Origin of the sequence: Mitsuokella multacida DSM 20544, assembly GCF_000155955.1 — a bacterium.
In the GTDB taxonomy this organism is placed as follows: Bacteria; Bacillota; Negativicutes; order Selenomonadales; family Selenomonadaceae; genus Mitsuokella; species Mitsuokella multacida.
Window position 1 is genome coordinate 582,155 of record NZ_GG697142.2, and the last position, 13,587, is coordinate 595,741.

Annotated in this window: 12 protein-coding genes; 9 read left to right on the plus strand and 3 right to left on the minus strand. The window is 53.8% G+C overall.

Annotation, left to right across the window (positions count from 1 at the left end):
* Window positions 1-65: 65 nt before the first annotated feature.
* Complete coding sequence (locus MITSMUL_RS09585; RefSeq protein ID WP_005842186.1) at window positions 66-617, minus strand: phosphoribosyltransferase family protein; 552 nt, start codon at window positions 615-617, stop codon at window positions 66-68.
* Window positions 618-773: 156 nt separating this feature from the next.
* On the opposite strand from MITSMUL_RS09585, the gene MITSMUL_RS09590 reads away from it, so the two are divergent.
* Complete coding sequence (locus tag MITSMUL_RS09590; protein ID WP_005842188.1) at window positions 774-1,040, plus strand: hypothetical protein; 267 nt, start codon at window positions 774-776, stop codon at window positions 1,038-1,040.
* 66 nt (window positions 1,041-1,106) lie between these two features.
* On the opposite strand, the gene MITSMUL_RS09595 is transcribed toward MITSMUL_RS09590, so the two are convergent.
* Both MITSMUL_RS09595 and MITSMUL_RS09600 read right to left on the minus strand, forming a co-directional pair.
* Window positions 1,107-2,345, minus strand: a complete 1,239-nt coding sequence (locus MITSMUL_RS09595) for an aspartate aminotransferase family protein (RefSeq protein WP_084778616.1) — start codon at window positions 2,343-2,345, stop codon at window positions 1,107-1,109.
* 145 nt (window positions 2,346-2,490) lie between these two features.
* Window positions 2,491-4,446, minus strand: a complete 1,956-nt coding sequence (locus MITSMUL_RS09600) for a peptidase U32 family protein (RefSeq protein WP_005842191.1) — start codon at window positions 4,444-4,446, stop codon at window positions 2,491-2,493.
* Between the two features lie 236 nt (window positions 4,447-4,682).
* Here MITSMUL_RS09600 and MITSMUL_RS09605 point away from each other — a divergent pair, with 236 nt between their 5' ends.
* From MITSMUL_RS09605 to MITSMUL_RS12545, 8 genes are read left to right on the plus strand one after another with little or no spacing between them, the layout of a single operon-like run.
* Window positions 4,683-5,543 carry a polysaccharide biosynthesis/export family protein gene (locus tag MITSMUL_RS09605; RefSeq protein WP_005842195.1) on the plus strand — a complete coding sequence of 287 codons (861 nt, stop codon included), beginning with the start codon at window positions 4,683-4,685 and terminating at the stop codon, window positions 5,541-5,543.
* Between the two features lie 56 nt (window positions 5,544-5,599).
* The gene (wbaP, locus tag MITSMUL_RS09610) at window positions 5,600-7,045 is read left to right on the plus strand and encodes an undecaprenyl-phosphate galactose phosphotransferase WbaP (RefSeq protein ID WP_005842197.1); all 1,446 of its coding nucleotides are present in this window, start codon (window positions 5,600-5,602) and stop codon (window positions 7,043-7,045) included.
* A 24-nt stretch (window positions 7,046-7,069) separates the two neighbouring features.
* The gene (locus MITSMUL_RS09615; RefSeq protein WP_005842199.1) at window positions 7,070-8,338 is read left to right on the plus strand and encodes an AAA family ATPase; all 1,269 of its coding nucleotides are present in this window, start codon (window positions 7,070-7,072) and stop codon (window positions 8,336-8,338) included.
* Window position 8,339: 1 nt separating this feature from the next.
* Window positions 8,340-9,044 (plus strand): HNH endonuclease family protein, encoded by a 705-nt coding sequence (locus MITSMUL_RS09620; protein ID WP_005842201.1) that lies wholly within the window; start codon window positions 8,340-8,342, stop codon window positions 9,042-9,044.
* A 46-nt stretch (window positions 9,045-9,090) separates the two neighbouring features.
* Window positions 9,091-9,861 (plus strand): DUF4422 domain-containing protein, encoded by a 771-nt coding sequence (locus MITSMUL_RS09625; protein ID WP_040636187.1) that lies wholly within the window; start codon window positions 9,091-9,093, stop codon window positions 9,859-9,861.
* A gap of 49 nt (window positions 9,862-9,910) precedes the next feature.
* Entirely contained in the window at window positions 9,911-11,257 is a 1,347-nt protein-coding gene (locus tag MITSMUL_RS09630) for a GumC family protein (RefSeq protein ID WP_005842204.1), read from the plus strand.
* A 19-nt stretch (window positions 11,258-11,276) separates the two neighbouring features.
* A complete protein-coding gene (locus MITSMUL_RS12365; RefSeq protein WP_005842206.1) occupies window positions 11,277-12,398 on the plus strand; it encodes a glycosyltransferase in 1,122 nt (373 codons plus the stop codon).
* A 16-nt stretch (window positions 12,399-12,414) separates the two neighbouring features.
* Window positions 12,415-13,536, plus strand: coding sequence for a glycosyltransferase family 1 protein (locus tag MITSMUL_RS12545; protein WP_005842207.1), 1,122 nt, complete (start codon window positions 12,415-12,417; stop codon window positions 13,534-13,536).
* The last annotated feature ends 51 nt before the right edge of the window (window positions 13,537-13,587 follow it).

Sequence of the window (13,587 nt, forward strand, 5' to 3'; positions counted from 1 at the left end):
GCCATGCTGTTCATACGAGATTGCATAGGGCCGAGCACGGCTTGCTGCTTCACTCTGCTGCGTGCTTATTCTACATCAAAGAGTGGCAGCGGCTCGAGGAAGATGATGTCGTCGCGTTTGGCGGCATCGCCCTCGGCGAGCACGCAGGCCTGGCCGATGACCTTGCCGCCGGCCTTCTCGGTGAGCTCCACGAGCGCCTTCATCGAGCCGCCCGTGCTGATGACATCGTCGAGCAGCAGGACGTTCTTGCCCTTGATGCGCTCGATGTCCGTGCCGTCGAGGCAGAGCTTCTGCGTGCCCTTCGTCGTGATCGAGACATCGTCGACCCAGAGCGCGTTCTCCATGTACGCCTTGACCGACTTGCGCGCAACGATGTAGCGGTCCATGCCGAGCGCACGGGCGAGCTCCTCTGCGAGCGGGATTCCCTTCGTCTCCGCCGTCAGCACGTAATCCGTCTCGGGCGGCACCTTCTTCGCGAGCTCCCGCGCACAGGCGTCTGTGAGCTCCACATCGCCGAGCATGACAAAGCCCGCGATGGCCAGCTTGTCCGTGACATTGAGGATGGGCAGGTTGCGCGTGCAGCCTGCAATGTGTAACGTATAATATCGATCTGCCATTTGAGCACCTCTTCATCTTGTGTATACTACCACCTCACATTATACTATGATGAAGCAGGCGGCGCAAATGCGTTCAAGCGAAAGAGTCCGCGAAAATAGCAGATTCAGCGGATTCATGAGAATTCATCACGATTATGAGAAAAGGAGATACCATAAATGAGCGAAATGCACGATATCCATGATATCCACGAGATCGACGAGGCCGAAGTCAGCGAAGAGCAGCGTGCCATCGACCAGATCACCCACATCCTGCTCCACGCCCTGACAGAAGACGGCATCGGCGAGCAGCTCGAGCACGCCAAGTCCCAACAGGAAGTCTACAAACTCCTGCAGACCCTGCCGTACTTCAAGCTGACCTTCGAAGAATTCCAGCTCGGCATCCAGGCCCTGCGCCAGCAACAGGAAGAGATCCATCAGGGGTAACAAAAAAGGAGATGCAATCGCATCTCCTTTTTCATTTCTATCGATTCTGTCGACGTGGCACGCCCCTCAGAGCTTCTTCTCCGTCAGCACCATCTCGAGCGCGTTGAGCACGTTGTCGATGTCTTCTGCCGTGATGACGAGCGGCGGCTGGAAGGCCATGACGTTGCGGGCGATGCCGTTCTTGCCGATGATGAAGCCGCGGTCCTTGAGGGTCTCGAGGACGTCGTCGAGCTCGGCGGCGGCGGGGCTCTTGTCGGCGTGGACGAATTCGGCGCCGGTCATGAGGCCGAGGCCGCGGATGTCGCCGATGATCGGGTGCTTCTTCTGGATCTCACGCAGGCCGGCGCGCAGCTGCTCGCCGCGCTCCTCGGCATTCTTGCAGAGATCATGCTTCTCGATGTAGTCGAGCACGGCGAGGCCGGCTGCCGTCGAGACGGGGTTGCCGCCGAGCGTCGAGGCGCCCGGACGCGTGTAGGTGTCGGCAATCTCCGCCGTCGAGATGAAGGCCGAGATCGGCGCGCCGTTGCCGAGCGCCTTGGCCATCGCCATGATGTCCGGCGTCACGCCGAAGTGCTCGATGGCAAACAGCTTGCCCGTGCGCGCAAAGCCCGTCTGCACCTCGTCGATGACGAGCAGCGTGCCGTGCGCCGCAAGGATCTCCTTGACGCGCTGGAAGTAGCCCTTCGGCGGCACGACGATGCCCGCATTGCCCTGGATCGTCTCCGCGATGAACGCGCCCGGATGGCCCGCCGTCGATGTCTGGATGACGTCCTCGACCATGTTCGCGCAGGCGAGGTCACACGTCTCGCGATTCTTGCCGAGTGGGCAGCGGTAGCAGTACGGGTTCGGCGCGAAGTGGATGCCGCCGACCGGCTCCGGGTCCGTGCGCCACATCTGGATGCCCGTCACGCTCATGCCAAGCTTCGTGCGGCCGTGCAGGCCGTTGCGCAGCGCGATGATCTCGCTGCTGCCCGTGTAGATGGAGGCGAGCAGCAGCGCGCCCTCCGTGGCCTCCGAGCCCGTCGAGCAGAAGAACGATTTCTGCAGCTTGCCCGGCGTGACCGTAGCGAGCTTTTCTGCGAGGTTCACGAAGTTCTCCGTCAGGTAGATGTTGCAGACATGCTGCAGCGTGCCGACCTGCTCCTGGACCTTCTTCGTGATCTCCGGGTTGCAGTGGCCGCAGTTCATGACCGACACCCCCGCGAAGCAGTCGAGGTACTTGCGCCCCTCACTGTCGTAGAGGTACTGCATCGAGCCACGGACGAACTCGCGCGGCTCCTTGTAGAAATGGCCGAGGCACGGCATGATGTACTTCTTCTTCTTCTCGATGATGGCCTCAGGGCCAATGTATGTTCGTTTTGTTTCTTCAGCCAAAGTAAATCCCTCCTAAGATATATGCGATAAAGCAACAGTGCGAAACATCACAGCTGCATATTTATTAAGGAAGTGCTCAGATCGAATTGCGACTCTGGCGGAACCGGTACGTCCCGATGCCCCATTCGCGCGGGCTCATCTTCTGCACCTGCTCGAACGCCTCATGGTCGAACGCATCTTCCTGCGATTTGCCAGCGGCGAGCGCATCGAGTGCCTCGCGGTAGAGCTTCGTCACGCGGCCCGTGAGCTCCGGCGTGTAGTCCTGCGCCTCGATGCGGTACGAGGCCAGCCCGTTGAACTTCGCGAGGTAGGGGTAGAGGCAGAGGTCCTTGGCGAAGTAGAGGTGGTTGCGGCCGTACTGGTCGATGCGGATCGCGTGCTTCTCGCCAGCCGTGTCGAGCAGTGCATAGTGGCGGTCGAGCACCTCCGGATTGTCGAGCTCGTTGAACTCCGGCAGGCTCATCGCCGGGAAGTCGTGGTCGCAGATCATCGACTCATACGAGCCGTGCACGACCGTCTCGAGCGGCAGCGCCGCGCTCTCCACGATCTCGCGCAGCTGCTCGAACGACAGCTCGTACGACGTCGTCGCCATCGTAAGGCCGTTCTCCTGCAGAAACTTCGCCGCGAGCTGATTGAAGAGGTTGAACGACACATCTGCCTGCACCGGCAGGTCCGTGATGCTCTTCGCGAGCTTCAAGGAGCCGAGGTTGCTGACCATCAGGCCATCCGGTTTGATCTCGCGCAGTGCCGTAAAGAACTGCTCGAGCTCCCCGCACTCGCGGCGCATCGTCGTGCGCGGCGTATTGACGACGACGTGCGCCTTGCCCTTCGCATAGGCGAGGACTTCCGCATAGTCGCCGAGCTTCCACGGGCGCAGCGGGCGGAACGCCTCGCCGCCGACATAGATGGTATCCGCACCATTGTCGATGGCCGCCTTGGCCGACGCAATCGTGTTGCAACGGACGCTGAGCTGACGATGTGCCATATTCTCCTTCTCGATATCGCGCTCCTGGCGCAGTACCTCATCCTGGAAGCCCGCTTCCTTGACCGCATGGCTGAAGAAGCGAGGCTCGCGCTCGCCCGTGAAGCCGATGTCCTTCTTGCCCGGCTGGCCGAACGCAAACGTCGTCGTGAAGTCGCGCGCGCGGTTGTCGTAGAGATTCTTCCAGCCCTCTTCGTCCGTCGTGTAGCCGTTCGGGTCCGCGATGTAGGCGTCGATTGCCTTGCGGTACGTCGAGACGATGCGGCGGATGAAGCCCGCCGGGCGCATGCGTCCTTCAATCTTGAAGGAGAAGACGCCCGCCTGGATGAGCTGCGGGATGGCGCGGTACATGCACATATCCTTGAGCGCGAGTTTGTAGGCGCCCGGCCCGTCCTCGTCGAGCACTTCGCCCGTCTTCTCGTCGATGAGCTGATAAGCCCAGCGGCACGGCTTGAGGCAGCGGCCGCGGTTGCCGCTCTGGCCGAACAGTACGCCCGAGTGGATGCACTGGCCCGACTCGCTGATGCACATGTCGCCGTGCATGAAGTACTCGACCTCGATGCCCGTGCGCTCGCGGAACAGGCTGAGCTCCGACAGCGTCATCTCGCGGCCCACGACGATGCGCGTGATGCCGTACTCCTTGAGCTTCTCGATGGCGTGCTCATTGTGCGTGTTCATCATGACCGACGTGTGCAGCGGAATCGTGATGCCCATCTCGTGCACGAGCTCGAGCACCGCAAAATCCTGCACGAGCAGCGCGTCCGGGCGGATCTCATTGAGGTAGGCGAGGTACTCGCGCAGCGCCGGGATTTCCTCGTTGCTGATGAGGTTGTTGAGCGTCACATAGAGGCGCACCCCGTGCGCGTGTGCGTAGTCGATCGCCTTCTTGAGCGTGGCATCGTCGAAGTTGAACCCGCCCTCATGCATGCGCATGTTGAAGTGCTTGCCGCCGAGATAGACAGCATCCGCACCCGACTCCACGCCCGCCACCAGCGCATCCCATGTGCCAGCCGGAGCCAGGAGTTCTACCGATTTGCGATTGAGTAACATAAGTGAAAATCTCCCTTTTCAAAAAGAATGTGAAAATAAAATCAAGAATAACAACAGCATAGCAAACAATGACTTCCATAATTATATCAGGTATTTATCATTCTATCAAATCATACCGCACGCCGCAGCCCGCTAATCCGCCTCTAAACCTTGTCTTTTCCTAGAAAAGGTGGTATCCTAATAGCGTATATTCGACCATTCCATACGCAAATACAGAAAACGAGGGGTTTTATCTTATGAAGTACAGCCTTCCGGCTCTCACCATCACGGCCTTCCTACTCTCAGGCAGCGCCGTTTTTGCCGCGCCTACGGCCACCGACATCGCGGCCCAGACTGCCACGGGCACGCTCGCCGCACCGACCGCTTCCGTCTCCCGCACGCAAGCGGCAGTCGGCTCCGCCACGCATACCGACACCGTAGCGGCGCTCAGCACCCCGTCCGCCGCGGATGACGATGACACCGCAGCCCGCTACGTCGAGTCCAAGGAGATGTTCAAGACCGCCTCCCTGCGCCACACGACCGTCTCGCCGAGCTACCGCCTGTTCCGCGGTGACACGCTGAGCATCCTCGCCGTCGGCTTCCCCGATGGCATCGGCATCGACAAGATCACCGTCGGCCTCGACGGCTACGTTCAGCTGCCGTACGTCGGCAGCGTCAAGATGGAGGGCCTGACGCTCGACGAGGCCAAGGCTGTCCTCATGGACTCCCTGACCCAGTACCTGCGCATCCCGGACCTCTCGCTCGTCATCACGAGCTACGGCCCGCGCAAAGTCTACGTCATGGGCGAGGTCAACAAGCCCGGCGTCCAGGACATGGCCATCGACAACATGAACGCCTACGCCGCACTCGCCACCGCGGGCGGCTGGGCGCGCAAAGGCCGCAGCACCCGCATCCAGATCATGCGCGTCGTCGACGGCACCATGTACTACCGCACCCTCAACATGAAAGCCTACACCGTCAAGCACGACCTCACGCAGAACGTCGAGATCGAAGACGGCGACATCCTCTACGTCCCACGCTCCAACGGCATCAAGTTCGACACCGACGTCCTGCCATACGTCAACGCTTGGGCGCTCTACAAGAACCTGACCGACTGATGGTTGGGAAATGACCTTATGATTATGATATTGGGGGAATATCACAATTGGAAAAAATGATTCGCCTGGCCAACAGGACGAGGGTACGCAGCGCGCGCTACGCCCGCTATCTCTACCCAATCCTGTTCATCCTGCTCGACTACGTCGCCATCCTGTTGGCCGAGCAGGAGGCCCTTGGTCTCCATCACCTGATCGACCGGCACACCGCGCCCTATGCCATCGCGCCACAGTACATCTACCTCTGGATCCCGCTGATCTTCATCCTGTTCCTCGGACAGGCCCATGCCTACCGGCAGATGCACTCCATCCTCGACTCGTCGCGCGACGTCTTCTTCGCCGTGCTCTACGGCTTTATGGCCTGTCTCATTGTCATTTATTTCTCCGCCTCGAGCCTGCTGACCTCGCGCCTCTTCGTCGGACTCTTCATCGTCCTCTTGGTGCCGAATCTCTACCTGATCCGCTACCTCGCCAAGACGTTCATCAAGAAGTGCCATCTGTTCTACGAGCCTGTCATCCTCGTCGGCGCGGGCAAGACGGCCGAGCGCGTCCTGCGCTATTACCGGAATGACCTCGGCTACCGCTACGACATCGTCGGCCTCATCGACGATAACCCGCTTTCCGAGAAAGTCGCCTCGCGCTTCCTGCTCTACGGCAAGGTCGCCGATGCCGAGTCCATCATCCGCGACTCCGGCGTCCAGACCGTCATCATCACCGCGCCAGGCATGCACCGCGACCAGCTCCAGGAGCTCATCTCCAAGATACAGCCCTACGTGCGCGACATCTCCTTTGCGCCCGACCTCATCGGCACCCCGATGATCGGCGCTGAGGCAGAAGTGCTCTTCAGCGAAGAAGTCCTCATGCTCCACATGCGGAACAATCTTGCGCGCCGTCGCAACCGCATCATCAAGCGCGTCTTCGACCTCATCTGCACGACCATCGGCAGCATCCTCATTTCGCCGATACTCATCGTGCTGACCATCATGGTCGCCATCAGCAACAAGGGCCATATCATCTTCGCGCATCAGCGCGTCGGCAGGAATGGCGTGCTCTTCCCGTGCTACAAGTTCCAGACCATGATCCCGAACGCACAGGAAGCCCTCGAGAAATACCTCAAGGAGAACCCCGAGGCCCGCAAAGAGTGGGAGGAGAACTTCAAGCTCGAGCACGACCCGCGCGTCACCAAGCTCGGCGCCTTCCTCAGGAAGACCAGCCTCGACGAGCTGCCGCAGCTCTGGAACGTCATCCGCGGCGACATGAGCCTCGTCGGCCCGCGCCCGATTGTCACCAAAGAAATCAAGCGCTACGGCGACTACTTCCGCGAGTACAGCATGGTCCTGCCCGGCATCACCGGCATGTGGCAGGCCAGCGGCCGCAGCGACACCACCTACGAAGAGCGCGTCGCCATGGACACCTGGTACGTCCGCAACTGGTCCGTCTGGATCGACCTCATGTACCTGTTCAAGACCGTCAAAGCCGTCGCCTTCGGCAAAGGCGCTTATTAAATCGATCCGAAAGGGGGGATACCCATGCACGTCAAGACCATCGCCATTCACGACTTCAAGGGAATTGAACACTGCCAGCTCACATTCAAGCCGGGCTTCAACCTGATCATCGGTGAAAATGGCAAGGGAAAGACCTCCCTGCTAGAGGCCCTGGCCATCGGCATCAGCGGTTTCCTCTCAGGCGTCCATGGGGGAGGCATCCACCCGCGCAACATTCAGTCGGAAGAAGCTCGGACCAGCTATGTCCTGCAGGGAGATGGCGCATATGAGCCACAGTATTCCTGGCCCCACATCGATATGAATGCAGAGGTGGCGGGGAGCCCGTACGAGTGGGAGCGGGCGAAAGACAGCTACGGCGCGCAGACCAAGACGATGCCGCGCGATATCTGCCATCTGGCCGAACAGATGGTGGCCGACACGAGTGCTGTCCTGCCCGTCATCTGCTATCAGAGCGCAGGCCGCGTCTGGTCGCAGAAGCGCAAGAAACAGACGAGTACCTTCGCACGTAAGAAGAGCAGCCGCATCGCGGGTTACATCGACTGCGTGACCGATGAATCCAGCATGAAGCTGATGCTCGAGTGGTGCTCGCGCATGGAGCAGATCGCCTGGCAGACCGACAAGCCTGTTCGCGAGTATGAAGCCGTCAAGCAGGCCGTCGCCACAGCGATGACCAAGCTTGAAGGCGCATCTGTCGCTATCTTCTACGACAAGCGCTCCGAAGAGCTGCTTTACCAGAAAGGCAGTGCCGTCATGCCCATCTCAGCACTGAGTGCAGGCTACCAGTCCCTCATCTGGATGGTCTTCGACATCGCCTACCGCATGGCCGTCCTCAATCCGTTCCTGACCGAGCGCATCACCGAGACACCCGGCCTCATCCTGATCGACGAGCTGGACGTTCACCTGCATCCGCGCTGGCAATGGCACGTCATCGACGTCCTGCGCCACGTCTTCCCAAACGTCCAGTTCATCGCCACCACCCATTCACCCATCATCATCGCCTCCGCCAAAGACGTCTGGTGCATCGATATCGAAAACCTCGCCTCGCCCAAAGCCGCCATGAGCGGCTACGGCCTCGAGGTTGACTACATCCTGCGGCGTATCCAGAATTCTGCCGACCTGCCAGCATCTGTGGCAGCGCAGTTGGAGGCGTTCTACGGTGCTATCGACCGTGAAGATTTTACCACGGCGAAAGAAGCCTTGACGAAGCTCGAGCACGATATCGGGCCTGACAGCCCGCTGGCCGTCAAAGCCAGAGAGCGGCTGGAGCTAGAGCTGGCACTGTCGGAGGGATGATATGCGTTACATTGAAAAACATGCAGAGCCAAGATCCCTGACTGCCTACAAGCAGCAGCCCCATGCCTATTACGATGGCTGCAACAAGGAAGATATCCGCAAGCGTCTGTTAGAAGACCAAGGGTATCTCTGTGCCTATTGCATGCGGCGCATTCCCGAGGAAATCACTGTTGAAGACGACATGAAAGCCGAAGATGGTATCGTCAAGAAGGCCCAGAAAATGAAGATAGAGCATTGGCTCCCCGAGAGTCAGTGTACCGAACAGCAGAAGCTGGACTTCCACAACATGCTCGGCGTCTGCATGGGCAATGCCGGCCATCCCTATAGAGAGACGACCTGCGACGCGCATCGCAAGGATAAGATCCTGACTATCAATCCCTTGGATAGAGACATGGTCAAGAAAATCCGGTATAATACACATACAGGCGAAATCCTCTCAGACGATACTCAGATCAACGATGACCTCAACAACACCTTGAACCTCAACTACGAAGGCAGCGACTTCAGCCTCCCGCTGAACCGCCGCAATGCGTTGGCTGTCTGCCTGACCAAAATACAGGTCCAGTCGCGGAATAAGCCAGGCAACTGGCGCAGGTCTTTATTGCAGAAGATGCTCAAAGCCTATGAGAATAAAGATACAAACGGGAAGTACATAGAGTACTCAGGCATCGTGATCTGGTACTTGAGAAAGAAACTTGGATCTTGAATTGCTTAGGATACATATGATAAATAATTTTTGGGGGAGAGATTTTGTGGATATAAAGATCATGGTCGCGGCGCATAAACCGTATTGGATGCCGCAGGATGATGTCTACATGCCGATTCATGTCGGCTGTGAGGGCAAGGAGAGCATTGGCTTCACAGGTGACAATACCGGCGACAACATCAGTGCCAAGAATCCGCATTACTGCGAATTGACGGCCCTGTACTGGGCGTGGAAGAACTTGTCGGCGGATTGCGTCGGCCTTGTCCATTATCGCCGCTACTTCACCAATAAAGAAGCGCGCTCGATAGAGGGCAAGCGGGCGGCAATCCTGTCCAAGGCAGACTGGGAGAATCTGCTGGCCGATACGCCGGTCGTCGTAGCCGATAAGCGCCGCTATTATATCGAATCGAACAAATCCCATTATCTGCACGCGCATCATGCAGAAGGCCTGCAGGCCCTTGACGAAATCATTCGGGCGGATTATCCTGAATATGTTGAGGCACATGGTACGGTCATGAAGCGCACCTGGGCGCATATGTTCAACATGTTCGTCATGCGCAAGGACCTCTATGACGACTATTGCCAGTGGATGTTCGACATCCTGTTCAAGATCGAAGATAGAGTGGATATCAGCGCATATTCTGCCTACGAAGCACGCATCTTTGGCTTCGTCAGCGAGCTGATGCTCGACATCTGGCTCGAGAAGAATCAGATTCCGTATCATGAGCAGAATGTGTCCTTCCTCGAAAAGCAGAACTGGGTGCGTAAAGGCGGCCTTTTCGTCGCACGCAAACTCGGGTTGACAACCTCGCATTAATCTCGCATCATATCAGGAATCATTATAGGCATAGATAGGAGAGAATACCTTGGAAAAAGAAGAATCCATCGATTTTGGCCGCCTCAAAGACATCATGATACAGCGCAAAAAAGTCGTCGGTGGTATCGTTGTAGGCTGCACTGCCGTCGCCCTCGTAGCCGGTCTCGTCTGGCCGAAGACCTATGAATCCACCACCACCGTCCAGACTCGCATGACCGGCTCACAGCTTGCCAGCGGTGGAGCTGCCGCTGCAGCCGCGGCCTTAGGTATTGGCAATGCAAGCTCGCCAACGCTTACCTATGTAGAGTTGATGAAGAGTAATACTGTCTTGCAGCCAATCATTGATGATTTGAATTGGCCAGAAGAGGATAAAAAGTTCTTGACACCAGAGAAGTTCGCCAAGTCAAATCTCAAGATAGAAAATACAAAGCAGACGAACCTTATCAAGGTGACGGCTAAAGGTAAGACGCCAGAAGAAGCGCAGGAAATCTCGCAAAAAGTTGTAGATAACTTCCTCGATATGATGACGGGCATGAACAAAGAAACGCAGAGCTTGCTTGTCCAGTTTCTGAATGAGCGTATCGACCAGGCAAAACAGGAGTCAGATGAAGCAGCTAAGAAGTTTGCTGAGTATCAGAAAGAGCATAAGATCTATGACCCGGATACCCAGGCAAAGGCCCTGATTGCTCGCCTTGATGCCTATGACGATGCCATCAGCAAGATGGAAGTCCAGGCGCAGTCTGGGCAGGCGCAGTTGGATACGGCCAATGCAAAGCTAAACGAAATGAAAGCGGGCAGCCAGAGCTACAACATCAACGACAATGCAACAGTGCAGGGCATCCGCAATCAGATTGTCGCCAAGCAGGTCGAACTCGTCGGCCTCAGACAGCGTTATACCGAGAATAATCCGCAGGTCATCGCTGCTCGCGAACAGCTCGGCAAATTGCAGAGTAGCCTGACGAATGAAGTCAATGCCGTCGTATCCTCGAATGCAACGACACTCAATCCAGCTCAGGCAGAACTCCTGAAGACACAGGCCCAGGCTCAGGCAACCGTTGCGACAGCTCAGGCCAGTGAAGCTGCCATCAAGGAAAAGCGCGATAGTAAGCAGCAGGAACTCGGCGATCTGCCAGAAGGCGTCGTAGATTACCTCGAGTACAAACGCGATGCAGAGATTAAGAACCAAGTCTACATCAATCTCGTTCAGCAGTGCGAGAAGAGCCGTGTCCAGCAGGCCATGGATTCTATGGACGTTCAGGTTGTAGATCCCGCGACATTGCCATTTGAAGAGAAACCAGTATGGCCAAGACCGAAGCTTATGACGGCTGTAGGGTTTGTGTTAGGCTGGCTGATATCGTTCGCGTATGGATTGTTGGTCTATAAAAAAACAATGTAAACTAGGGAGATTGATGAGTATGGTGGATATAAAAAAGCCCATTCGTATTTTACATGTTCTTCCTGGATTGACATATTGTGGCGGCATAGAGGCCTATTTATTGAATTATTATCGTCATATAGATCGGTCTAAAATACAATTCGATTTTATCACGCATAGTCGTGTAGAGCATGAGATAAAGAGTGAGATTGAATCACTTGGTGGACGTGTTTTTGATTGGGAAACATTTCGTATAAGTCGATTTTTTGCTATAAAAAAACAGATTTCAACGTTTTTTGAAGAACACAAAAACGAATATAGCATATTACATTGCCATATGGCAAATGCAGCATTTTTATATTTCCCATTGGCTAAAAAAGCTGGGATAAAGCATCGTATTCTTCACAGTCATAATAATCGTGCCGCTGCGACTTTCTCACATGCCATACGAAATTATCCGTTACTTTACATTGGTAATCGCGAAGCGACTGAGCGCATTGCTTGTACAGAAGATGCAGGAAAATTTCTTTTTGGCCGATATCCATTTACCGTTATAAAAAATTCGATAGATGTGAATAAATTTATTTATTCGCTATCTATGCGCACATCTATGAGAGAACAGCTTCATCTTGAAAAAAACTTTATTATCGGTCATGTAGGGAGATTGGACCCCCAAAAAAACCAATCTTTTCTAATAAAAATCTTCAATGCGTTCTATCAAAAACATCCTGAGGCACGTTTACTGATGATTGGCGAAGGAAAAGATGAAACTGCTTTAAAACAGCTCGTTCAGGATTTGCAATTGCAGCATGTTGTTAAATTTTTAGGTGCAAAAAAAAATATAGAAGATTATTATCAAGCCTTTGATGCATTTGTATTTCCCTCTTTTTATGAAGGATTAGGAATAGTTTTAGTGGAAGCACAATGCAGCGGATTACCTGTTTTTGCTAGCGCTGATGTTATTCCTAGTGATGCGAGGGTGAGTAATCTATTGACATTCATTCCATTGAACAATAATGAAGATTGTTGGGAAGCTGCTATTGAAGAATGTGTGGAAAATAGATGTGTACGAAAAAGTCCTGTAGAAGAGATTCGTAAAGCGGGATATGATATTCGACAAGAAGCGAAAGTATTAGAACACTATTACCTATCATTAAGGTAAATTAGAGGAGAATATCATGGAATTACCAGTTAGAGTGCTTCAAATTGGCATGACAAATAATATAGGCGGTATGGAAACGTACCTTATGGCGCAATATCGTAAACTAAATCGTGAACTAGTACGTTATGACTTCTTGAATATCACAGGGGAGTCACCAATTGTATTTTCAGATGAAATAGAGCGAAATGGTGACTTGATTTATGCTGTGCCATCTCGTCATAAGTCTCCGCTAGGGCATTATTGGGGTATTTTGAAATTGTTATATCAGAAACGCCATGAGTATAAGTATATCGTTTTGAATACGTGTTCTTTGTACTATGTCTTCCCTTTATTTATCGCAGCTTTAGTCGGCATACCACATCGTGTGATCCATTCACATAATTCTGGTGATGAAATATCAGAAAGTTTATCGAGAAGATGTTTAAAAAAATTAAATACATTCTTGTTAAAGGTTTCTGCAACAGATTATTGGGCTTGCTCAAAATTGGCAGGGAGATGGATGTTTGGCCAACGTAATTTTAGTATAGTTCATAATGCAATTGATGCAAAAAAATTTATTTATAATCCCAAAGTTCGTCAGGATGTTCGACAAGAATTGAATATTGCTAATAAATTTGTAATTGGAAATGTAGCGAGATTTTCGTATCAGAAAAACCACGAATTTCTTCTAGATGTATTTTATGAAATTACAAAGTATGATGAAAATGCAATCTTACTTTTAGTAGGGTCTTCTAATGGTGATGAAGAACGTTTTTTGATGATAAAAAGTAAAATTGAACAATATCATTTAGAAAAAAAAGTATTGTTCTTAGGATTGAGAAAGGATACTGAGCGTTTATACCAAGCGATGGATTGCTTATTAATGCCGTCTAGATTTGAGGGACTGAGTATAGTAGCAATAGAGGCACAAGTAGCAGGGCTTCCCTGTGTGGTTTCTGATCGAATGACATCCGAAACTCAGATAATTGAAAACTTTTACCAATTAAGTTTGAATCTTTCTCCTTTTGATTGGGCAATAAAAGTCTTGGAGACAAAAGCTCTTACGCGGAAGAATGAATTACATTCTATTCAGCGTGCTGGGTACGATATAAATACGTCGTCTAAATCCATTACTGACTTTTTTTTATCGAATTCTTGATGCTTTAACGATTGTGAGGATGAGCTATGTCATTTTGGATTCTATATGGAC